The sequence below is a fragment of the Streptomyces sp. NPDC111802 genome (assembly GCF_055634335.1).
In genome coordinates this window covers 1-19,837 of sequence record NZ_JBVKCZ010000011.1, presented here as the reverse complement: position 1 = coordinate 19,837, position 19,837 = coordinate 1, and the positions used below count along the sequence as shown (strand labels likewise).

21 protein-coding genes are annotated in these 19,837 nt (G+C 70.0%); 14 read left to right on the top strand and 7 right to left on the bottom strand.

Going from position 1 to position 19,837, the window contains the following annotated elements:
- Positions 1–28: 28 nt before the first annotated feature.
- Complete coding sequence (locus ACZ7NC_RS13920; protein ID WP_471487926.1) at positions 29–577, bottom strand: GNAT family N-acetyltransferase; 549 nt, start codon at positions 575–577, stop codon at positions 29–31.
- Positions 574–1,347 carry a GntR family transcriptional regulator gene (locus ACZ7NC_RS13915; protein WP_471487924.1) on the bottom strand — a complete coding sequence of 258 codons (774 nt, stop codon included), beginning with the start codon at positions 1,345–1,347 and terminating at the stop codon, positions 574–576. The genes ACZ7NC_RS13920 and ACZ7NC_RS13915 overlap by 4 nt, the downstream gene beginning before the upstream one ends.
- Before the next feature lie 438 nt (positions 1,348–1,785).
- On the opposite strand from ACZ7NC_RS13915, the gene ACZ7NC_RS13910 reads away from it, so the two are divergent.
- The 10 genes from ACZ7NC_RS13910 (at position 1,786) to ACZ7NC_RS13865 (ending at position 10,698) form a co-directional block, all read left to right on the top strand.
- Positions 1,786–2,046 carry a DUF6284 family protein gene (locus ACZ7NC_RS13910; protein ID WP_471487922.1) on the top strand — a complete coding sequence of 87 codons (261 nt, stop codon included), beginning with the start codon at positions 1,786–1,788 and terminating at the stop codon, positions 2,044–2,046.
- Positions 2,046–2,468 carry a hypothetical protein gene (locus ACZ7NC_RS13905; protein WP_471487920.1) on the top strand — a complete coding sequence of 141 codons (423 nt, stop codon included), beginning with the start codon at positions 2,046–2,048 and terminating at the stop codon, positions 2,466–2,468. Before ACZ7NC_RS13910 ends, ACZ7NC_RS13905 begins: the two co-directional genes overlap by 1 nt.
- Positions 2,468–3,322: a protein spdB gene (locus ACZ7NC_RS13900; protein WP_471487918.1), complete on the top strand. Its 855-nt coding sequence runs from the start codon at positions 2,468–2,470 to the stop codon at positions 3,320–3,322. The genes ACZ7NC_RS13905 and ACZ7NC_RS13900 overlap by 1 nt, the downstream gene beginning before the upstream one ends.
- A complete protein-coding gene (locus ACZ7NC_RS13895) occupies positions 3,322–3,669 on the top strand; it encodes an RRQRL motif-containing zinc-binding protein (RefSeq protein WP_471488292.1) in 348 nt (115 codons plus the stop codon). The genes ACZ7NC_RS13900 and ACZ7NC_RS13895 overlap by 1 nt, the downstream gene beginning before the upstream one ends.
- Positions 3,669–3,980, top strand: a complete 312-nt coding sequence (locus ACZ7NC_RS13890) for a hypothetical protein (protein WP_471487916.1) — start codon at positions 3,669–3,671, stop codon at positions 3,978–3,980. Before ACZ7NC_RS13895 ends, ACZ7NC_RS13890 begins: the two co-directional genes overlap by 1 nt.
- A 330-nt stretch (positions 3,981–4,310) precedes the next feature.
- Complete coding sequence (locus tag ACZ7NC_RS13885) at positions 4,311–6,203, top strand: FtsK/SpoIIIE domain-containing protein (RefSeq protein WP_471487915.1); 1,893 nt, start codon at positions 4,311–4,313, stop codon at positions 6,201–6,203.
- A gap of 112 nt (positions 6,204–6,315) precedes the next feature.
- The gene (locus ACZ7NC_RS13880) at positions 6,316–7,167 is read left to right on the top strand and encodes a bifunctional DNA primase/polymerase (RefSeq protein WP_471487913.1); all 852 of its coding nucleotides are present in this window, start codon (positions 6,316–6,318) and stop codon (positions 7,165–7,167) included.
- 2 nt (positions 7,168–7,169) lie between these two features.
- Positions 7,170–8,645 carry an ATP-binding protein gene (locus ACZ7NC_RS13875; protein ID WP_471487911.1) on the top strand — a complete coding sequence of 492 codons (1,476 nt, stop codon included), beginning with the start codon at positions 7,170–7,172 and terminating at the stop codon, positions 8,643–8,645.
- 491 nt (positions 8,646–9,136) lie between these two features.
- Positions 9,137–9,376, top strand: coding sequence for a helix-turn-helix domain-containing protein (locus ACZ7NC_RS13870; protein WP_471487909.1), 240 nt, complete (start codon positions 9,137–9,139; stop codon positions 9,374–9,376).
- Positions 9,377–9,462: 86 nt separating this feature from the next.
- Entirely contained in the window at positions 9,463–10,698 is a 1,236-nt protein-coding gene (locus ACZ7NC_RS13865) for a tyrosine-type recombinase/integrase (RefSeq protein WP_471487907.1), read from the top strand.
- Between the two features lie 78 nt (positions 10,699–10,776).
- Here ACZ7NC_RS13865 and ACZ7NC_RS13860 read toward each other — a convergent pair whose 3' ends face one another.
- On the bottom strand, positions 10,777–11,538 hold the full coding sequence (locus ACZ7NC_RS13860; protein ID WP_471487905.1) for a phosphoglyceromutase: 762 nt from the start codon (positions 11,536–11,538) through the stop codon (positions 10,777–10,779).
- A gap of 201 nt (positions 11,539–11,739) precedes the next feature.
- On the opposite strand from ACZ7NC_RS13860, the gene ACZ7NC_RS13855 reads away from it, so the two are divergent.
- Together ACZ7NC_RS13855 and ACZ7NC_RS13850 are read left to right on the top strand one after the other, a co-directional pair.
- Positions 11,740–12,996 (top strand): MDR family MFS transporter, encoded by a 1,257-nt coding sequence (locus ACZ7NC_RS13855; RefSeq protein WP_471487903.1) that lies wholly within the window; start codon positions 11,740–11,742, stop codon positions 12,994–12,996.
- Positions 12,997–13,017: 21 nt separating this feature from the next.
- The gene (locus tag ACZ7NC_RS13850; RefSeq protein ID WP_471487901.1) at positions 13,018–13,554 is read left to right on the top strand and encodes a hypothetical protein; all 537 of its coding nucleotides are present in this window, start codon (positions 13,018–13,020) and stop codon (positions 13,552–13,554) included.
- A 7-nt stretch (positions 13,555–13,561) separates the two neighbouring features.
- On the opposite strand, the gene ACZ7NC_RS13845 is transcribed toward ACZ7NC_RS13850, so the two are convergent.
- On the bottom strand, positions 13,562–13,999 hold the full coding sequence (locus ACZ7NC_RS13845; RefSeq protein ID WP_471487899.1) for a DUF2000 family protein: 438 nt from the start codon (positions 13,997–13,999) through the stop codon (positions 13,562–13,564).
- A 49-nt stretch (positions 14,000–14,048) separates the two neighbouring features.
- On the opposite strand from ACZ7NC_RS13845, the gene ACZ7NC_RS13840 reads away from it, so the two are divergent.
- Positions 14,049–14,855, top strand: coding sequence for a helix-turn-helix transcriptional regulator (locus ACZ7NC_RS13840; RefSeq protein ID WP_471487897.1), 807 nt, complete (start codon positions 14,049–14,051; stop codon positions 14,853–14,855).
- Here the strand turns inward: ACZ7NC_RS13840 and ACZ7NC_RS13835 are convergent.
- The 3 genes from ACZ7NC_RS13835 to mshA form a co-directional block, all read right to left on the bottom strand.
- Entirely contained in the window at positions 14,834–16,507 is a 1,674-nt protein-coding gene (locus tag ACZ7NC_RS13835) for a glycosyl hydrolase family 28-related protein (protein ID WP_471487895.1), read from the bottom strand. The genes ACZ7NC_RS13840 and ACZ7NC_RS13835 overlap by 22 nt on opposite strands.
- Positions 16,508–16,632: 125 nt before the next feature.
- Complete coding sequence (locus tag ACZ7NC_RS13830; protein ID WP_471487893.1) at positions 16,633–17,133, bottom strand: type III secretion system chaperone family protein; 501 nt, start codon at positions 17,131–17,133, stop codon at positions 16,633–16,635.
- Positions 17,126–18,463: a D-inositol-3-phosphate glycosyltransferase gene (mshA, locus tag ACZ7NC_RS13825; RefSeq protein WP_471487891.1), complete on the bottom strand. Its 1,338-nt coding sequence runs from the start codon at positions 18,461–18,463 to the stop codon at positions 17,126–17,128. Before mshA ends, ACZ7NC_RS13830 begins: the two co-directional genes overlap by 8 nt.
- 244 nt (positions 18,464–18,707) lie before the next feature.
- On the opposite strand from mshA, the gene ACZ7NC_RS13820 reads away from it, so the two are divergent.
- The gene (locus ACZ7NC_RS13820; RefSeq protein WP_471487889.1) at positions 18,708–19,559 is read left to right on the top strand and encodes a class I SAM-dependent methyltransferase; all 852 of its coding nucleotides are present in this window, start codon (positions 18,708–18,710) and stop codon (positions 19,557–19,559) included.
- Positions 19,560–19,837: the final 278 nt, after the last annotated feature.

Here is a 19,837-nt window from a genome sequence, read left to right as displayed (position 1 = left end):
CACTCACTCACGAAGAGGAGCAGCCTCGTCATGGCATGCGAGTTTCGTCGGTGAAACCGTGCTCGGCAGGACGTGTTGGACGCTGAGCAAGCCAGCCAGATACCCGAGGGCCGCCGTTCACGGCCACTCCCTCAAGGACTGTCCGAACATGCTCGAAGCCTTGCCGAAGGTAGTACGCCTGAAGCCCCTCGTTTGTCGTCCACGCGTCCAGACGGAGCCACTTGGCTCCGGCCCGGTAAGCCCGATCCCCCGCCCAATCGAGCAGGCGCCCCCCGACGTTCGCCCCGGCATGCGTACGCGCCACCGTGAGCTTGTTGATGAACAGAGAAGGCTCTGAGAGTTCCTGCTCTGTCCAGAGTCCTGCCTCTGCATCAGGAGTCAGAGTGATGGTCGCGACCGTCGCATCGCCGTCCACAGCCATGAAGACGGTACCTGCCTCGATGGTCTCCAGTAGCTTGTCAGCAGGATAGGGGCGTCGCCACTGGTCGGTACCGAGACGGGAAAGCCAAGCTGCGGCCTCCTCACGGAATGCCAGCAGCCTGGAGACGTCGTCTGGGCGGGCGGGGATGATTCTCACTGAGGCTCGTTCTCGCTTCGGGCGGTCAGGTCGCCGATCTCGTAGTTCATCCGGTTGAGGTCGCCCCGGAAGGTGGTGATGGTGCACCGGATGGGCCGGTCCTCGGAGTAGCCGGTACGCGTCCAAAGCAGCACCGGAACTCCAGCGCCGATCTCCAACAGTCGAGCTTCCTCCGGTGTCGGCATGCGCGCGGCGATCTCGTCGAAGTACCCGATCTGCTCAATGCCTTGAGCCGCTAGGTACCGCGTGGTTCCCTCTTCGATGTCTCCTGGCTCGGCAAGTCGCGGCGACGCGTCGACCAGCCACGATGGGTAGTAGGTCGCTTGCGTCGACCAAGGGACGTCGTCCACATAGCGATGACAAAACCGCAATACCGCCTTCGTGCCTGTCGTGATGTTCAGACGCTGGGCGATCTCCTCCGGCGCTGGCAGCATCTCGACCCGGAACGTCTGGTGCGGCCGTCGACCCGCGTTGGTGACGTCGGTGTTGTACGAGTCCCCGTTCTGCGGGAAGTTCAGATTCTCGAACCGGGACGCATTGAGTTCGAACACCTCGTGAGACTTGACCTCATAGCCGAGCCCCTGGCTGGACGTCAGTAGTCCCTCGCTGACCAGCAGGCTCAGCCCGTTGCGGACGGTGTTCCGGGACGCGTCGAACCGCTGCTGTAGGTCGTTCTCGGAGGGCAGCCGCGACCCCGGCGGGAACGTGCCGTTGTCGATCTCGCGGCGTAGGGCATCGGCGACTTGCCGGTACTTCGGCTGCTTGTTCATGCCCTCATCATGACGCACTCGCGCAACTTGTTGGTACATGTGGGCCAACCCCCTTGACGACTCACTGTCCGTGGGTGCAGCATCACTACGTCAGCTTGTACCAACAAGCTGGACAGGTGGTACAACACCTTCAAGTGTGCACTCCTGTACTGACAGCGCCCGGAGGAAAGCCCGCGAGGGTGAGTACGAAGGCAGCGACTGTTCCTTGAGAACTCAACAGCGTGCCGATGAAGTGCGCGGGCTCCGGCCCGCGTGCGAGTACAAGCCTGTTTTCGACTTTCCGCAGCTCAAGTGCTGCGGCCGGTTGCCTCCGCTGCTCGTCTCGCACGAGCAGCGCTGAGGGGAGCCGGACATTCCGACTTCAACGGCGTGCGGCCCCGGGTGGCTAGACCCGGGACCGCTGTCGGGCCGTTCCACCTGCAAGGGAGAACACGACCCATGGAACACATTGCCACGGTTGCGGACGCTGTTACCGCGTTCGCCGACTTCATGGAGCCGACGGACGCGGAGCTGGACGCGATCGAGCGGGAGATGCCCGTGATCCTGGCGGACGTCGACCTGTTGGACGCTCAGATCATCACCCTGGACCGCGCGCCGACCGAGCTGGACGCGCGGCGTATCCGCCGGGCCCGCCGCCGGGCGCTGGCCGCGCGGGTTGCGCTGGTCAACCGCGCGACCGTGCCGGGGGGTGTTGCCTGATGTCTCGCCTCGACCTCACCGAGTACGACCGCTGCACCATCGAGGCCGCCCGTCAGACATTGGCGGCTGCTGAGCGTGTAGACCTGCTGGACGGCTGTGCCGTGGCGCGCATGATCGGCCGTCTTGAGGTCGCTGTGGAGCGGCTGATCGAGATGGTTGACGAGACGCCCGGCGACAGCACCGTGCGGTGTCCGGCCGCGCACCCGGAGGACCCGACGCCGTGCGACGGCCCGGTCGTCGTGACCGTCCTGGACTCGCAGAACGCGGGCGCCGACGGCTGCGAGCTGCACGCCACCCGCCTGCTGGCCTCGATCACCGGCGCTCGCCCGGTCGCCAAGCCCGACGCCCCCGCCGGGGTGGCCCTGCGCGTCTTCCGCGCCGCGCACCGCATCCACCCCTTCCCGTGGCGGGAGGGCCGGTGATGAGTGCCAAGACTGTTCTTCCGGCCGTGGCGATGACGGCCGTGTCCATGGTGCTGACTCTGGCCGTGGTCGTGATGTGGCTGGGCACCGCGATGCCGTGGCCGGTCGCCCTGGTGGTCGGCCTCGGCATCGACGGGGGATGGCTGGCCACCCTCGCCTATGAGCGCCGTCTCGCGGCGCAGGGCGACCACAATCGCGCCGTTACGGCTGTCGGCTGGTCATTCGGTCTCGTCGCGACCGGTGTGCTGATCGCTCACGCGCTCACCGCCGACCATTCTGTCGGCGCGTGGCTGGCGGTGGCGTGGCTGCCGGTCGCGGCCAAGGCGTTGTGGCTGGTGCACGGTATGTGGGAGCGCACCGCACTGACCCCGCTCGCGCTGGACGCCATCGCGGGTATCCAGCAGGAGGCCCGCGATGAGGCGGCCGTGGCGCGTGCGCGGCTGCGGGCGGAAGCGGCGACCGAGGAGACGCGCCTTGCGGCCGTGACGCAGGCCGGTGCCCGCGTCGCACGCGTGCAGGCCAAGACCGCCGAAACCCTCGCCGGGGCATGGTCGACGCTGGAGACGGCGAGGCAGGGTGAGGGTACCGGCAGGGCGCTGACCAGCGTGACGGCCCGCGTCACACCCGGCGTCGCATCCGCTTGGGAGCTCCCGGTGTGGGGGCCCACTCAGCCGGTTCCCGCGCTGGAGGCCGGACCCGCCCTGAGTGACGGAGAGCTGGACGCGCTGGTCGACTCCATCCGGCTCAGCGAACAACCGGCCCTGTCCTACCGGGAGATGGCCGCCCGCTTCCGCGCGGCTGGCCACTCCGCCAGCGAGGTCCGGTTGCGCGCTGCGTGGAAGCGCGTCGCCTGATGGACGCGCTGCCGGTCTTTCGGTGGCACCTGGCGCCGGACGGCTACGCCACCTACCGCCAGCTCCGCGCCCGAGGGCTACGGCCCGGCGGTCAGGGCGTGGCCGCGCAGCTCGAACGGCCCCGGCGGCGCCGGGGCCCGTTGGTCGCCTACCTCTACCTCATCGACCAGGCCAAGCCGGTGCGTCCGATGACTCCGGCCCGGTGGGCGGCTCTGGCCAAGGCCAACACGGCCCGCCGCATGTGCCCGGAGTGCCGGCGGGATGCGGGATACGTCATCCCCACCTCGCTCGGCATGTGTTCTACCTGCGCCTTTCCCGACTGCTCTGTGCCCCCTGAGGAGGGCTGATGTCCCATCGTGATCCGCCGGGGATCGCCGCTCCGCACATCCCCGCCGACGCCTACCGCCGCGCGGAGGCCACCGGCCAGCCTGTTGTGATCGTCGTGCACACCACCGACCCGGCCGGACGCCCGCTGCGTCACTACCTGGTCCCGCTCGCGATCGCCGGGGCCGCCGCGATGGGCTGCTGGGGACTGGTCGCCGCGCTGTGCGCGCTGCTCGATGCCGCCGCGCACGCGGTGACCGTCATCGCACAGACCGCCGGACCGGTCGGCGTCGGCGGCGTGACCCTCAAGCTCGCCCGACCGAAGGGTAATTGAGCCCCCGACAGGGCGAGAGCCGTACGCGGCCCGCAGAGCGCTTGGACCCCCTCGCGCGGGGGTGAAGACTCCCGGGCCCGCGAACGGCCGCACAGGCCCCCTTGGAGACGCTGCGTGAGCGCGTTTTCCACCGCCCTACGCGCGCGCGTGCGTAGGGCCCCTCTCCCCGGAACGGCGCAACTCCGCAACTCCGCAGGTCAGACGCGGTTGCGGGGCATCAACCGGTGTTGCCGCCGCAACCGGCAGCGCCAACCATCCCAAATCGGGCGGGCCGGTGACGCCACGCGACGGCGCACCGGCCCTCATCCACGGTCTTGAAGGGACTCTTTCGTGGACTGGAAGAAAGCATGGTCGACCACCACCGACACGACCAATACGGCGTTGGACGTACTCGCGCCGATGTGCGCGCCGCTCGCGTCCCGTTGGGACCGTGAGGCGGAGCGCAGGACACTGCTCCGGACTCCGGAGAACCTGACGGCGCTGCTGAAGGCGCAGCGGGTCCACAACACGGCCACGGCGAACCTTCGGGTCGCCAAGAGCCTCCAGCAGAAGGCACGCGCCACCTCCAGCGGTCTCCTCTCGAAGGAACGCCGCGCGGCCCGCGCCGCTCTGAAGGCGACTCGGTCCGACGTCAAGGCAACTGGCGCCGGGCTGACGATCGCCCGGCGCAACTACCCGGCGACGCTCACGAGCGTGGCAGTCAAGGCCCACGCCGCGCACGCGGTGCCGGGCGGTCTGGCGTCGTGGCTGATGTCGGAGGCCACGCACGCACTCACGCTGTGGCCCGCGTCCATCTCCGCCGGGCTCATCGGGTTGAACGTCGCCGGGCTGTGGCTCGGCCGACGGCAGCCGTCGATGCGGCTCGATGACGGGATGAGCGCGGAAGAGCAGCGGCTTGCCTCCCGGCTCGATCCGACGTTCTGGGTGCCCAACGCCGACGCTCGCGGCCTATCGGGCACCGTGCCCACCCCGGCCAAGCTCACCCCGGCCGGGCTGGTCTCGCACGTGCGCCTGGACGGCCGGTGGACACCAAAGACGTTCCGCGCGAAGGCGGATGAGATCCGGGCGCTGCTCGGGGCGCGCACCGACCTGCGCATGGAAATCACCTCCGGCAGCCACGGGGACCGCGCCACGATCACGCTGCGGACGCGGAGCGCGGCTGACGGCATCGACCTGTCCGGATGGAAGCCGGGCGAGCCGTGGGGCGTCGACACGGTCACCGGCGAGCCGGTCATGGTCCCGCTCGGGCGCCGGATGCTGATCGCGGGCACGTCCGGCTCCGGCAAGAGCTGGTCGACCCGCGCTCTCCTCGCTGAGGCATCCGAGGCGCCGGATCACCGCCTGGTCGTCATCGACCCCAAGCGAGTGGAGGCGATCAACTGGGAACACCGCGCCCGCACCGCGATCACGATCGATGAGGTCCTGGACGTCACCGACGAACTGGTCGCTGAGATGCACGAGCGGCTCGCCCTGGTCCCGCGTGGGCGGGACACGATCGAGATCTCCGAAGAGCGGCCCCGGATCACGGTGTTCGTGGACGAGGGCGCCGAAGTCATCACCATGGGCCGCAAGAAGCGGGCCAAGGGCGGCGACGGCGAGTCGGGCGATCCCGACTGGTCGCAGATCATGGAGAACCTGGGCACCCTCGCGCGCATGGCACGCGCGGCCGAGATCATCCTGATCTGGGCCACCCAGAAGCCCACGATGGACGCCAAGGGCGGCATCGACCCGCAGATCAGCGCGCAGATCACCTACCGGGCCGCACTCGCCCTGTCCACCTCGGGCGAATCCCGTGTGGTCTTCGGGGAGGACGCCACCGAGAAGGGCTGGCACGCGCACGAGCTGCCCATGCCCGGCGTGGCGATGCTCCGCTCCGGACCCAAGGCCAAGCCCCACCCGATCAACACCCGCGCATTCTCCCCCGCCGACGTCATCGCGCTGCCCGACCGGCCCATCTGGCACCGCGCATCCGCCCGCCCCGCCGCGAACACGCTCCGACTGGTCAAGGAACCGACCACCGTCACGGCAACCCCTGCCACGGCGAGCAATCGGGACCGAGTGCGGCAGGCCGTCCAAGAGGGCGCCCGGACCCTGCGTGACATCACCGACCGGACCGGAATCAACAAGGGCACCGTCTCCCGCGAGATCAAGGCACTAATGGCCTCAGGAGCGCTCCGCAAGGCCGACGACGGCATGCTCCAGCCGGGCCAGGAAGCAGCCTGAGAGCCCCATCACCTGACCGCTCCCAGCAACGACAACGGCGGCCCCCTTCCGCCAAGAACCGGGGCCGCCGCCAATCCACCTGATCCCTTCAGACCTGTGGAGGTCTCCCAGCATGACGCAACCGACCGACATTCGGGGAGAGCACCTGCGTGCCGCTCTCTCCCTGGCAGCCTCCGGCATCCCGGTGCTGCCGTTACGGGCCAAGGTGCCATTCGGCAACTGCCGCCGCTGCGCCGACAACGCGTGCGGCGGCCGGCCGAACATGAAGACCGCCGGGCCCTGCGCCTGCCCGGCCCCCTGCCACGCATGGGCCGCCGCAACCACCGACCCGGACGTCATCCAGTCGGGCGTCTGGCGTCGCGCATGGATGCGGGCGACCGGTGTCGCCTACCACCCGGGCGGGGCGTGGCTGACGGTCGTGGACCTGGACAACGCCGACGCCATCACGTGGGCACGCGCGAACCTGCCCGCCACCCAGACCGTGGCCACGACGCGTGGGGAGCACTGGATCTACCAAGGCCCCATGCGCTCCGTGAACGCGGTCCGGCCCGGCGTGGACATCAAGTCCACGATGGCCTACGCCCGCTGGCTCGGGCCCGGCACCGGCACCATCACGGCACTGCCGGACGTCGTCCGCGCGCTGGCCGTGAAGGAATCCGCCCCGGTCCGACCGGCGGTCGTCACCGTGCCTGCTCTGACCGGGGGTGGGCAGTGCCGTCACCGCACACCCGCCTTCCTCGAACGGGGCATCGCCATGGCCGAGCAGCGCATCACCAGCGCCACCAGCGGCGTACACGCCACCGTCTACCGCACGTTCCTCGCCGTGCTGTCCACGCACGGTCGGTGCGGCTGCCTCACCGACGCCCACATTGCCCGACTGTTCACCGCCGCTCAGGCCAAGGGCGAGAGCCCTCGCCACTGCACCGACGCCTGGACCAACGCCCGCACCACGTTGGGAGTGTGACCGTGGCTGACGACGACAAGACCCCGGCCCGCGAGGTCATCACCGACTACGCGCAGGCGCACTTCCGGTACTTCCGCACCCCCGACGGGACCGTGTACGCCCAGCGCAAGGGCCACCCCGTGGCCCGTCCGATCCGCTCGCAGGGAACCACGGGAAGCCACCGGCAGGAACTCATGGTGGGACTGTTCCGTGACGGCAAGGGCGTCTTCAACGGCAGCGCGCTGAAGGAGGCCCTGGACCTGATCGAAGCGCTCGCGCTGAGCGAGGACGTGCAGCCCGTCTACATCCGCGTCGCTCCGGGCTTTGACGGGGCGACGTGGCTGGACCTCGGGCGCGATGACGGGCAGTCCGTCCGCATCCACCCCACCGGCTGGGAGATCACCACTCCGGACCCGCGTGAGGTGTGCTGGCGGCGAACCCAGCTCACTGGGGAGCTCCCGTTGCCGGTCAAGGACACCGACGGCAAGGGCATCGACGCGCTGATGCGGCTGTGCAACTTCGCCGCCGCCGAGACCGAGTGCCTGGCCATTGCCTGGCTCATCGGCTGTCTCGGTCCGTCCGTGCCCGTCCCAGCACCGTTCCTGACCGGGCCGCAGGGAGCGGGCAAGTCCACCGGCGGGCGGATGCTGATCCGGATCGTGGAGGGCATGAGCGGAGACCTGCGCCGGGCCCCCAAGGATGAAGAGAACCTGATCGCAGCGGTGTCGGCGGGATGGGTCACCGCCCTGGACAACCTCTCCCACATGACCCCGGACCTGTCGGATGCGATGTGCTGCATCGTGACCGGAGCCGAGAACGTCAAGCGGGCACTGTTCACCGACGGAGACGTGTTCCGCGTCGGCTACCGCCGCCCGCTGCTCCTGACCGGCATCGACGTGGGCGTCATCCGCCCCGACCTGGCGGAACGGCTCCTGCCGCTGCGTCTGGAGCGCCCCAAGGTACGGCGCACCGAAGCTGAGCTGTGGGCGGAGTACGCGGAAGTGCTGCCCGTCGTCCTCGGCTCGCTCCTGGACCTCACGGTCAAGGTCCGCGCGGCGAAAGCCGAGACGCCCACGGATCTGCGGATGGCGGACTTCGCGCACCTGTGCGCGCAGCTCGATGCCGCGACCGGGTTCGGCGTCCTCGCCGCCTACCGGGCAAGCCTGGACGACCTGAACGACGACGTGATCGAAGGTGATCTGCTCGCACAGACGGTCCTACGGCACGCCGACACCATCTCCCCGGGCGCGGCGCAGCGGATGACGTCCACGGAGTGGCTGCATCTCCTGAGCGGCCTCTACAACGGCGAGGGGATGCGTCCCCTGCCGAAGGGGTGGCCGACCACGGGAAAGGTGCTCTCCGACCGGCTCAAGCGCCTACAACCCACCCTGGCCGCCCGAGGCGTGCTCATCGACTCCGGGCGCACCAGCACGGGCCGCTACCTCGAAATGACCCGCCCCGCCCCGCCCGCCCCGCAGGAACCGAGGCGCATGTTCTGACCGACCGCCCGTCCCTGCCTGAACAAGCAAGAGGAGCACCACCGGCCAGGCGTGCTCCTCTTGCTGTTCGGCGGAACGCCGCCCAAAGGACGTGCCGCGCAGCGGCCCCTCATTGCCCTCTGGCGGCATCGCCGCCACTCAAGGGTCGCGCCGCGAAGCGGCTCCTTCTTCACGCTTTGAGGCGCCACCGCACTACAACAGACACCCCCTCTTTTGTCCTAAGAGGGAAGACGCTGCGTCATCTGCGTCACGCGGGACGCTAAATCACCCCTGACCTGCGAATACAGGCATGACGCAGACGGAGACCTCTGCGTCATCCTGCGTCATCTGCGTCACCCGATGACGAAACCCATGCCGCACGGATGACGCAAGCCCTAACCACCGCGTCAAGCAAAACCGCAGGTCAGAAGCCTAAATGTCGCTGATGACGCGATGACGCAGAAATCCGCACCTCGGACACACACGGCCATGCCTCCCCGCTAGGAGCCCCTATGGCAACGCCGACCGACCCCGACCCCCGCGCCACCCTCCGGGGCGGCCTCCCGGACCGGTACCTCACCCCGGACGACATCGCCGGGATGTTCGAGGTGCCCATAGAGACCGTCTACCAGTGGCGCAGGAAGCGCACCGGCCCGCCCGGCTTCCGTATCGGCAAGTACGTCCGCTACGACCCCGCCGACGTACGCACATACGTCACCCAACGCAAGAGCGCCGACCAGACCACCGCCTGACGCAGCTCAATCGCACAGCTCAGCACCCCAGGGAGGGCCGTCCAGTGGCCCTCCCTTTCCCATGTGCCAGGAGGGACAACCACCACATGGCTGGCCACATCTTCGACCGCTGGATCAAGACCACCACCGACGCCGACGGCAAGACCGCCCGCGTCAAGACCGACCGTTACGGCACGGGGATGCGCTACCAAGCCCGCTACCTCACGCCCGACGGCAAGCGAAAGAACAAGTCCTTCCCCGACGGACAGAAGCGCATCGCCGAGCAGTGGCTGAGCGCCATGCAAGCAGACGTGGCCCGTGGCGACTTCATCGACCCGAACGCGTCCCGTACAACGTTCCAAGAGTTCGCGGAGAAGTGGCTCGCAAGCCAGAGCGGCGACCCCAACACCCGTGCGTCGATGGAGTCTCAGCTCAAGCTGCACGCCTTCCCCCGCATCGGGTCGCGTCAGCTCGGGTCGTTCCAGCCGAGCCACATCCGCGAGTTCGTGATGCAGCTCGAAGCGTCCGGCATGTCCGGCGCGTACGCGCGCGTCATCTTCTCCAACGTCCGCGCCGTTCTCTCGGCCGCCGTAGAGGACGGATGCCTACGCCGGAACCCCTGCAACTCGCACACGGTGACCCCGCCGGCCATCGGTGCGCGACGTGTCGTCCCCTGGGAGCCTGAGCGCGTCTTCGCCATGCGCGCCGCCATGGTCGAGCGCTTCCGGCCCATGGTCGACGTCGGTGCAGGGTGCGGCCTGCGGCAAGGCGAGATCCTCGGTCTGTCCGTCGATGACATCGACTTCGACAACGGCACCGTGCACGTGGTGCAGCAACTCAAGCTGAGCCTGAGCAAGGCGGTGTTCGCACCGCCGAAGGGTGGCAAGCTCCGAGACGTTCCGCTGCCCGATCCCGTGGCGGAGGCCCTGCGGGAGCACATCAAGCGGTTCCCGCCTGTGGAGATCAAGCTCCCGTGGATGCGGGGCAACGGTCAGCCAGTGACGCGACGGCTCATCTTCACGGGCCCCAACGGCGGGCACGTCTGGCGTACGTCCCTGAACGAGGACCACTGGAAGCCCGCTCTCGCCAAGGCCGGAGTCATCCCCAAGGCCAAGAGCCGGGAGCACGCCGCCGCCCGCGAGCACGGCATGCACGCGCTGAGGCACTTCTACGCGTCCGTCCTGCTGGACGCCGGGGAGAGCATCAAGGCGCTCGCGGAGTACCTCGGGCACTCCGATCCGGGCCTGACCCTGAAGGTGTACGCGCACCTCATGCCGAGCAGCCGAGACCGCGCACGAAAGGCTCTCGGCAAGGCTCTCCGGCCCCAAGATCCCAAGGGCTGAGGTTCCAGGGAGGTTCCAGAACATGAAAATGCCCCTGATCCGCGCTTTCCGCGCAGGTCAGGGGCATGATCACAAACCCTACTTCTTCTTGCCCTGGTTCTTGACCGCCTCAATAGCCGCCGCAGCCGCCTCCGGGTCCAGGTACCTGCCGCCCGGGGTCACCGGCTTGAAGTCGGCGTCGAGCTCGTAGTACAGGGGGATGCCCGTCGGGATGTTCAGGCCCGCGATGTCGGCGTCGGAGATGCCGTCGAGGTGCTTGACCAGGGCGCGGAGCGAGTTGCCGTGGGCCGCGACCAGGACCGTGCGGCCGGTCAGGAGGTCGGGGACGATGCCGTCGTACCAGTACGGGAGCATACGGAGGACGACGTCCTTCAGGCACTCCGTGCGGGGGCGCAGCTCCGGCGGGATCGTCGCGTAGCGCGGGTCGTCCGACTGGGAGAACTCCGTGCCGTCCTCCAGCGGGGGCGGCGGGGTGTCGTAGGAGCGGCGCCACAGCATGAACTGCTCCTCGCCGAACTCCGCGAGGGTCTGCGCCTTGTCCTTGCCCTGGAGGGCGCCGTAGTGGCGCTCGTTCAGGCGCCACGAACGGTGGACGGGGATCCAGTGGCGGTCCGCCGACTCCAGCGCGAGCTGCGCCGTGCGGATGGCGCGCTTCTGGAGGGACGTGTGGACCACGTCGGGCAGGAGGTCGGCGTCCTTCAGGAGCTCGCCACCGCGGACTGCCTCCTTCTCGCCCTTCTCGTTGAGGTTGACGTCCACCCAGCCGGTGAACAGGTTCTTCGCGTTCCACTCGCTCTCGCCGTGGCGGAGGAGGATCAGCTTGTACGGTGCGTCGGCCATGAGTCAGAGCGTAATCCACGTATTCGGGGCTCAGGAGGGCCGCCCACCAGCCGGACGGCCGTCCGACAGTTGACGGGATCCGTTAATTGAGTGGCCTCACCGGGCGGCGCGTTTGTAAGTTGCGGTTGCTGCTTTGGCTGCTTACATCCCGGCAGCAGCTGCCGCCGACCGCTCGCTGCTACATCACTCGTGGGGAACCCTATGCCGCTCGCTGCCCTGAGACGCGCCACCCGAGAAACCGTCTCCGGGCTCCCCCGCGAGTTCTGGTGGCTGTGGACCAGCACCCTGGTGAACCGGCTCGGCGCCTTCGTCGCCACCTTCATGGCCCTGTACCTCACCCTCGACCGCGGCTACTCCGCCTCCTACGCCGGTCTGGTCGCCGCGCTGCACGGGCTCGGCGGGGTCGTCTCGTCGATCGGGGCCGGGGTCATGACCGACCGGCTCGGGCGGCGTCCGACGCTGCTCGTGGCGCAGGCCTCCACCGCCGTGTCCGTGGCGGTGCTCGGGTTCGTGCACCACCCCGTCGCCATCGCCGGTGTCGCCTTCCTCGTCGGTGCGGCCTCGAACGCGTCCCGGCCCGCCGTGCAGGCGATGATGGCCGACATCGTGCGGCCCGAGGACCGGGTGCGGGCCTTCTCGCTCAACTACTGGGCCATCAACCTCGGGTTCGCCGTCTCCTCCATGGCCGCCGGGTTCATCGCCGAGGTCAGCTATCTCGCCGGGTTCCTGATCGAGGCGGGGATGACGGCCGTCTGCGCGGTCGTGGTGTTCGTGAAGCTGCCGGAGTCGCGGCCCGTGGTGGAGCACAGCAAGGGGACCGAGGACCAGGTCGGGCTCGGCACCGTCCTGCGCGACGGGCGCTTCATGACCGTGGTCGGGCTGTCCTTCCTCGTCGCCCTCGTCTTCCAGCAGGCCTCGATCGGACTGCCGATCGCGATGGGCGACGCCGGGTTCTCGCCCGCCGACTACGGCCTGGCCATCGCCGTCAACGGCGTCCTGATCGTCGCGCTCCAGATCCCGGTCACACGGTTCATCGAACGCCGGGACGTGGGGCGGATCCTCGTCGTGTCCTCCCTGCTCGCCGGGTACGGCTTCGGCCTCACCGCCTTCGCCGGCTCGGTCGGCGTCTTCGCCCTGACGGTGTGCGTGTGGACCCTCGGCGAGATGCTGAACGCCCCCACCCAGACCGGCCTGGTCGTCCGCCTCTCCCCCGCCCACGGACGCGGCCGCTACCAGGGCATGTACACCCTGTCCTGGGCGGTGGCGGCCCTGGTCGCCCCGCTGATGTCCGGCTTCGTCATCGACCACCTCGGCGCCGAGTGGCTGTGGGGGCTGTGCGCGGTCGTCGGCACGGCGGCGGCGATCGGATACGGCGCCCTGATGCGGCGTCTGCCCGAAGAGACACCGGCAGCCACCGGCACCCCGGCCGACGCGAAACCGGAGGTCAGCACTGCCTGACAGCAGGGCACAATCCTCGGCATGAGCATCTCAGCGACCGCAACGAGCGCCGTGCTGCTGGTGGTTGGCGCAGCCGTCGGCGTCATACCGACGTATGTCATCGAACGGCGCAAGGAACGTCACGCCCTCGCCGTCCGCTGGGACTTGCCCCTGTACGACCTGTGCCGTGAACTCACCTCGGTGACAAGGCAGTTCGTCCATCTCGCCCGTCGTTACAACCGCACCCAGGACCCGGCGGCGCACTTCAGGCGCGTCGACGACGAGCACGCACGGCTGCGCGCCCTCGTCCAGCAGATACGGCTGCTCGGCAGCCGGGAACTCCAGCAGGCGGCCCGGGAGGTGGAGCATCACGCGTGGTGGCTGCGTGAGGTCCACGAGGGGCGGGAGGACGCGCTGATCTCGCACTACGGCGGCGTCGAGCCCGAGGTCCGGCTCCGCGACGCCACGCTGCGGCTCCTCACGGCGGCGCGGCGGCAGCTCGGCGTGAAGGACGCCGAGGACATCGTGCCCGACGACCCCATCGACCCGCGCCACGACAACACCACCGAGACCCGGTGAGCGCCGCTCACGGATGCATCCGCGCCCCCTTCATCACCTTGTCCACCGCGTTCCGCGGCCCGTACACCGCCAGCCCCACCAGATCCAGCTCCCCCGTGGACACGGCCCGCACCGCAGCCCGGTTGTCCCGGTCGTTGCCCGTCGTGAAGAGGTCGGACGTGAAGAGTGCGCGGGGCAGGGCGCGGGACAGGGCGCGGGTGTGGGCCGCCGTCAGCGTCTCCTTCGTGCCCTCGAAGACCAGCACCGGCTGGCGGAACATCGGCAGGTAGGCCACCTGGTCCGCGTCCTCGTACGGCTCCCCGATCACCTCGGGAAGCTCCGTCCCCAGGCCGCTGACCAGGAACGCCGTCACGTTCAGCCGCTGCCAGGGCTCCAGGTCCTCGCGCAGCAGGACGGCGATCTTGGTGTCGAAACGGACAGGGACCTGATCACTCGTATCGCTCATACGACGAGGCTCACCGACGCCGTACCACCGCGTCTTGTACGTTCTTTGCATGGCCGCCGGACGGAACCGCCAGGAAGTCTCCGCGTGGCGCCCCTCCGTCCCGGGCGTCACCGAGGTCTTCCACGCGCACTTCACCGAGTACGCCTACCCGATGCATGTCCACGAGGCCTGGACGCTGCTCATCGTCGACGACGGCGCCGTGCGCTACGACCTCGACCGGCACGAGCACGGCACCCCGCTCGACACGGTGTCCCTCCTCCCGCCGCACGTCCCCCACAACGGCTCCCCCGCCACCCCGCACGGCTTCCGCAAACGTGTCCTCTACCTGGACAGCACCCGCCTGGGCGACGACCTGATCGGCCCGGCGGTGGACTCCCCCGACCTGCGGGACCCGGTGCTCCGGCGGCGCGTCGGCCAGGTGCACGCCGCCCTCGCCCACCCCGGCGACGAGCTGGAGGCGGACAGCCGGCTGACCCTGATCGGTGACCGGCTGCGCGCCCAGCTGCGGCCCAGGACGCTCACCGGCGTCCCGCGCCGCGACCCCGCCCTCGCCCGCCGGCTCCGCGAACTGCTCGACGAACGGGTCGTCCAGGGCATCGCGCTCGACGAGGCCGCCGGGCTCGTGCAGGCCCATCCCGCCCATCTCGTACGGTCGTTCAGCACCGCGTACGGCATCGCCCCGCACCAGTACCTGATGTCCCGCCGGGTCGACCGCGCCCGCCGGCTGCTGCTGGAGGGCCGGTCGCCTGCCGAGGTGGCCGTCGCGACCGGGTTCTACGACCAGTCCCATCTCACCCGGCACTTCCGGAAGCTGGTGGGCGTGCCGCCGGGGCGCTATCGCAGCAGCTCGCGCTGAGCGTCGTACAGATTGCGCGGGCGTACGACGTCCGTGGTGCCGTACAGCTCCAGGCGGGAGTGGAGGTCCCCCGCGAAGTCGGGTACGTCGATCTGGTCGAACTCCCTGACCTCGCCCAGCCCGACGGTGGCGGAGTACGGCGCCAGGCCGTCGAGGCGGATCATGCCGGCGCGGCCGTTGGTCACCCGGACGTTCCAGTGGGTGAAGCGCGCGCCGAACAGCGGTCCCGCGCTGGCGTCGCCGCCGTGGCGGCCGTTGTTGTCCACGGTGATGTCGGTGCGGACGTTGGCGAAGGGCAGGCCGCGGTGGCTGTCGAAGGTGCCCATCCGCATGTCGCCGCGCGACCAGACGTTGTACGACGACAACCCCTCGACGTTGATGCCGTGGAGCTGGGTGCCGGAGGGCGCGGGGGCTGTGCGGGCCTCGATCGTGAAGTCCTCGATCAGGTTGTCGTGCGAGCCCTCGCGGCAGAAGTAGGGGTGATGGCTGCCCCGGCCCGCCACGCGCGTACGGCGGAGCGTGCAGGCGGAGGCCGCCACCAGGCCGAAGCCGTTGTCGACGTGGCGGACCGTCACGTCGTCCACCCAGCAGTCGTAGGCGCATTGGAGTACGACGCCGTTGTGGCCCTTGTCGAGGAGGTGGGGCTGCTGCGGGGTCTCCATCGCCTCCAGGGTCAGGCCCTCGACGCCCGATCCCGTCAACTCCTGGACGTGGGTGGTCAGTTGCGGGTTCCATTCCGGGCGTACGTCGAGCGGGAGCGGGCGCTCCAGGGTGACCTTGTCGCCCTGGACGCGGGCGATGCGCACCGGCCACTCATAGGGGACGTACGACGTCAGCTTCGTCTTGTCGTCCCAGGTGTACGACTCGGGCCCCGGGCCGCCGCCGCTCATGTGCTCCAGGAGGGTGTGGTCGACGTCGTCGGCGAGGCGCAGTAGGACCAGGGCACCGGCACGCAGCGACGAGGGGTTCGCGACGGTCACCGTCCAGGAGCCCTGCCGCGCCGGGCCGACCGCGGTGAGCGTGCGCCACTCGTCGCGCCGGTTGCCCGTCCAGCCCTCGAAGGGCCATGTCTTCGCCTTGATCGCGGCGACCAGGGAGTTCCAACGGGCCTCCGGCGCCAGCCAGATCAGACCGCCGGCCCAGGACCACGACGACTTGTCGCCGCCGTAGCGGGAGCCGTAGGGGCCGATCAGTTCGGTGAGGTTCTTCGTCGCGTAGAGCTTCGTACGGCCGCTGCCGGCGCCGCGCAGGACCACGTGGGAGTGGCCGACGCGGATCACGTCGTCGATGCGGAAGGTGCCGGGCGGGATGGTGACCGTGCCACCGCCGGCCCTTCCGGCGGCGGCGATGGCACGGTTGATCGCGGGGGCGGAGTCGGTCGCGCCGTCCGCCACGGCGCCGAAGTCGCGCACGTCCGCGACGACTCGGCGGCGGGGGAAGCGGGACGCGCCGCCACGGTGACCGGCCCGTCCCACATAGGGGATCTGGGGGTGGGTGAAGGGGGTGCGGGTGAACTCGCGCCAGAGGGGCGGGACTTCGGCGGCAGCGGCTTGTGCCCTACCGGTCGCCGCGCCGAGCGCCACGGCCGTGGCTCCGGCGAGCAGGGTCCGTCTGGTGAGGTGCGCATGGCCCATGTTCGTACGTCCTTCCATGCGGCTCTTCATGGATGTGAACGACGTTCAGAAGTGCGGTGGGCGTGAGCATGCCACGGCCCCCGGGAGTCGCGAAAGGGGTCGTGCGAGGTGAGTTGGTGCGGACCTTTAGTCCGGTCGCGGCGTCAGTCTGCCGGGCGCCGGGTCAGATGAGTGAACGCGCCCAGGTTGCGCGTCGACTCGCCGCGCGCGACGCGCCACTCGTACTCCTTGCGGATCGCGGACGCGAAGCCGAGCTCCAGGAGGGTGTTGAAGGCACCGTCCGCCGCCTCCAGGACCTGGCCGAGCAGACGGTCGATCTCGTCGGCGGTGACGGCGGCGAGGGACACCTTGGCGGTGACATAGACATCGCCGAGCCGGTCGACGGCGTAGCTCACCCCGTACAGCTTGAGGTTGCGCTCCAGGAGCCAGCGGTGGACGCCCGCCTCGTTCTCGTCGGGGTGGCGGATCACGAAGGCGTTCAGCGACAGGGAGTGGCGGCCGACGATCAGGGACACCGTCGTCGACAGCTTGCGGGTGCCGGGGAGCTTGACGACGTAGGTCCCGGACGCGGGGCTCTCCCACTCCAGTTCGGCGTCCTTCAGGGCTCCCTCGACGGCCTGCGCCGCCTTCTGTGCGTCAGCCATGGTGGGAGCGTACGCGACGCCGGTGGGCCTGGGTCGCGGCCGTGTACACGTCCGCCGTGGCGGCGGCCGCGGTGTCCCAGCCGAAGGACTGGGCGTGCCGGGCGGCGGCGTCGCCCATGCGCGGGGACAGGTGCGGGTCCTCGGCGAAGGCGTGCAGCACGCGCGCGTACTCGGCCGGGTTGTGGCCCTGGACGAGGAATCCGGTACGGCCGTCCCGTACGGCCACCGGCAGGCCGCCCACCGCCGCCGCGAGCACCGGCGTACCCGCCGCCTGCGCCTCGATGGCCACCAGCCCGAAGGACTCGCTGTACGACGGCATGACCAGCACCGATGCCGCCCGGAACCAGTCCGCGAGCTGCTCCTGGCCGACGGGCGGGCGGAACCGTACGACATCCGCGATGCCCAGCCGCGCGGCCAGCTTCTGCAGGCCCTCCGGCTTGGCGAGGCCGCTGCCGCTGGGGCCGCCGACGATCGGCACGACGATCCGGGAGCGCAGCTCGGGATGCTCGTCCAGCAGAACGGCCACCGCGCGCAACAGGATGTCCGGTGCCTTCAGGGGCTGGATACGGCCGGCGAAGAGCGGGATCAGGGCGTCCTGCGGGAGACCGAGGCGGGCTCGGGCGGCGGCTCGGCCGTCGGCGGGCGAGAAGCGGGTGAGGTTGACGCCGGGGTGGACGACGGCGACCTTGCCGGGGTCGGCGACATAGTGCCGTACGAGCTGGTCGGCCTCCTCGGCCGTGTTGGCGATCAGGCGGTCGGCGGCGGCGACGATCTGGGTCTCGCCGATCACTCGGGCCGCGGGCTCGGGGGTGTCGCCGTCGGCCAGGTTGGCGTTCTTGACCTTGGCCATGGTGTGCATGGCGTGCACCAGAGGGGCGCCCCAGCGCTGGGCGGCGAGCCAGCCGACGTGGCCGGAGAGCCAGTAGTGGGAGTGGACCAGGTCGTAGTAGCCGGGGCGGTGGCCGGCCCAGGCCTGCATCACACCGTGGGTGAAGGCGCAGAGCTGGGCGGGGAGGTCCTCCTTGTTGAGGCCCTCGTAGGGGCCGGCGTCCACGTGCCGGACCAGGACACCGGGGGCCAGCTCGACGACGGGCGGGAGGTCCGTGGCGGTGGTGCGCGTGAAGATCTCGACCTCGATGTTGATCGCGGCGAGGCGCTGCGCGAGCTCCACGATGTATACGTTCATGCCGCCGGCGTCGCCCGTGCCGGGCTGGTGGAGCGGTGAGGTGTGCACGGAGAGCATGGCCACCCGGCGAGGGCGGCGGTGCAGCCTGAGTCGCGAGGCGGACGCCGGGGAGCGACGCCCGAGCCTGCTGACGTACTGGCTCACGTGGCGTTCCTCCTTGGCCGCGGGCATGCCTGGTGGAGGGTTGAGCGCCCTCCAAGGCGGTCCAACACCGGAGGGAGGCATTCCCATTCCGGACGTGAGGGTTTTTGCCTAGGCGTTACCGGGTGTCGCTCAACCGTTCGAGGGTGGGATGCGTTGTCTGGGCGGGAGTGACAGGGGTGACAGAGGTGACAGGGTCCGGGGATGCCCGACGACCTCGCGCCGTAGGCCGCATACCCTCTTATGCATGACAGCCCGCACCGCCCTCCCCCACCCTCGGCGTCGGCCGAGCGGCGGGACCCCCGTCGTGGGAACGGTGACCCGCGGGACGACCAACCCCAACCGCCTGCGCCGCATGGACCGCTGGATCGCGGCGACGCACGGCGCCGAGCTGCGCCGGGCCGCCGATCCGGTCGCCGTCGACCTCGGATACGGCGCCGCGCCCTGGACGGCGGTCGAGCTCCTGACCCGGCTCCGCGTGCCGGCGCCCCGCGCGCGGGTCGTCGGCGTGGAGATCGAACCGTCGCGGGTCGCCGCCGCGCGGCCGTACGAGCGTGAGGGGCTCGTCTTCCGGCACGGCGGGTTCGAGATCCCGATCCCGCAGCGGCCGCTCCTCGTCCGCGCCGCCAATGTGCTGCGGCAGTACGACGAGGACGAGGTCGCCGGGGTCTGGCAGCGGCTGTGCGCACGGCTCGCGCCGGCCGATACGGCATCCGGCACCCGTGGCGGGCTGCTCGTCGAGGGGACCTGTGACGAGATCGGGCGTCGGCATGTGTGGGTGGCGCTCGGGCCGGAGGGCCCGCGAACGGTGACCTTCGCGACCCGGCTGGGGTCGCTGGAACGGCCGTCGGACCTGGCCGAGCGGCTGCCGAAGGCGCTGATCCACCGCAATGTCCCCGGGGAGCCCGTGCACGCCTTCCTGCGCGACTTCGACCGCGCCTGGGCCGCGGCCGCGCCCTTCGCTTCCTACGGCGCTCGCCAGCGCTGGATCCGGGCCGTGCGGGACCTCACGGCCGACTGGCCGGTGACGGACGGGCCGGGGCGGTGGCGGCAGGGCGAAGTGACGGTGCGGTGGGGAGCGTTGGCGCCGCGGGCCTAGGGCCCTGCCGTTTGGATCAGGCCGGCTGAGAGAGACTGCGCCTTTCAACCGACCCGAGCGGGGCCTGGTGCGTGCAGCTGCAAGGCGGAGGAGGGAGTCGACGCGGAGCGTCGGCGACTGACGACAACGCGGCAGATGTGCGTGCCAGGCCCCGCGACGCCGGCATGATCCAAACGACAGGTCCTAGTACTGCAACGGTGCTTGTTCTGATTGCTGGGCAGTTTCAGGGACTGTGTCCGCGTCGTTTGTAGTGGCTGATGCGGGCTTGGTGCTGGCGT

What these genes read in the sequence shown, in the direction of transcription:
- ACZ7NC_RS13890 (WP_471487916.1), top strand. Translation starts at nt 3,669, where the DNA reads ATGTCCCATCGTGATCCGCCGGGGATCGCCGCTCCGCACATCCCCGCC.
- ACZ7NC_RS13865 (WP_471487907.1), top strand. Translation starts at nt 9,463, where the DNA reads ATGGCTGGCCACATCTTCGACCGCTGGATCAAGACCACCACCGACGCC.
- ACZ7NC_RS13855 (WP_471487903.1), top strand. Translation starts at nt 11,740, where the DNA reads ATGCCGCTCGCTGCCCTGAGACGCGCCACCCGAGAAACCGTCTCCGGG.
- ACZ7NC_RS13860 (WP_471487905.1), bottom strand. Translation starts at nt 11,538, where the DNA reads ATGGCCGACGCACCGTACAAGCTGATCCTCCTCCGCCACGGCGAGAGC.
- ACZ7NC_RS13850 (WP_471487901.1), top strand. Translation starts at nt 13,018, where the DNA reads ATGAGCATCTCAGCGACCGCAACGAGCGCCGTGCTGCTGGTGGTTGGC.
- ACZ7NC_RS13820 (WP_471487889.1), top strand. Translation starts at nt 18,708, where the DNA reads ATGACAGCCCGCACCGCCCTCCCCCACCCTCGGCGTCGGCCGAGCGGC.
- ACZ7NC_RS13915 (WP_471487924.1), bottom strand. Translation starts at nt 1,347, where the DNA reads ATGAACAAGCAGCCGAAGTACCGGCAAGTCGCCGATGCCCTACGCCGC.
- ACZ7NC_RS13845 (WP_471487899.1), bottom strand. Translation starts at nt 13,999, where the DNA reads ATGAGCGATACGAGTGATCAGGTCCCTGTCCGTTTCGACACCAAGATC.
- ACZ7NC_RS13880 (WP_471487913.1), top strand. Translation starts at nt 6,316, where the DNA reads ATGACGCAACCGACCGACATTCGGGGAGAGCACCTGCGTGCCGCTCTC.
- ACZ7NC_RS13910 (WP_471487922.1), top strand. Translation starts at nt 1,786, where the DNA reads ATGGAACACATTGCCACGGTTGCGGACGCTGTTACCGCGTTCGCCGAC.
- ACZ7NC_RS13830 (WP_471487893.1), bottom strand. Translation starts at nt 17,133, where the DNA reads ATGGCTGACGCACAGAAGGCGGCGCAGGCCGTCGAGGGAGCCCTGAAG.
- ACZ7NC_RS13895 (WP_471488292.1), top strand. Translation starts at nt 3,322, where the DNA reads ATGGACGCGCTGCCGGTCTTTCGGTGGCACCTGGCGCCGGACGGCTAC.
- ACZ7NC_RS13840 (WP_471487897.1), top strand. Translation starts at nt 14,049, where the DNA reads ATGGCCGCCGGACGGAACCGCCAGGAAGTCTCCGCGTGGCGCCCCTCC.
- ACZ7NC_RS13905 (WP_471487920.1), top strand. Translation starts at nt 2,046, where the DNA reads ATGTCTCGCCTCGACCTCACCGAGTACGACCGCTGCACCATCGAGGCC.
- ACZ7NC_RS13835 (WP_471487895.1), bottom strand. Translation starts at nt 16,507, where the DNA reads ATGGAAGGACGTACGAACATGGGCCATGCGCACCTCACCAGACGGACC.
- ACZ7NC_RS13900 (WP_471487918.1), top strand. Translation starts at nt 2,468, where the DNA reads ATGAGTGCCAAGACTGTTCTTCCGGCCGTGGCGATGACGGCCGTGTCC.
- ACZ7NC_RS13870 (WP_471487909.1), top strand. Translation starts at nt 9,137, where the DNA reads ATGGCAACGCCGACCGACCCCGACCCCCGCGCCACCCTCCGGGGCGGC.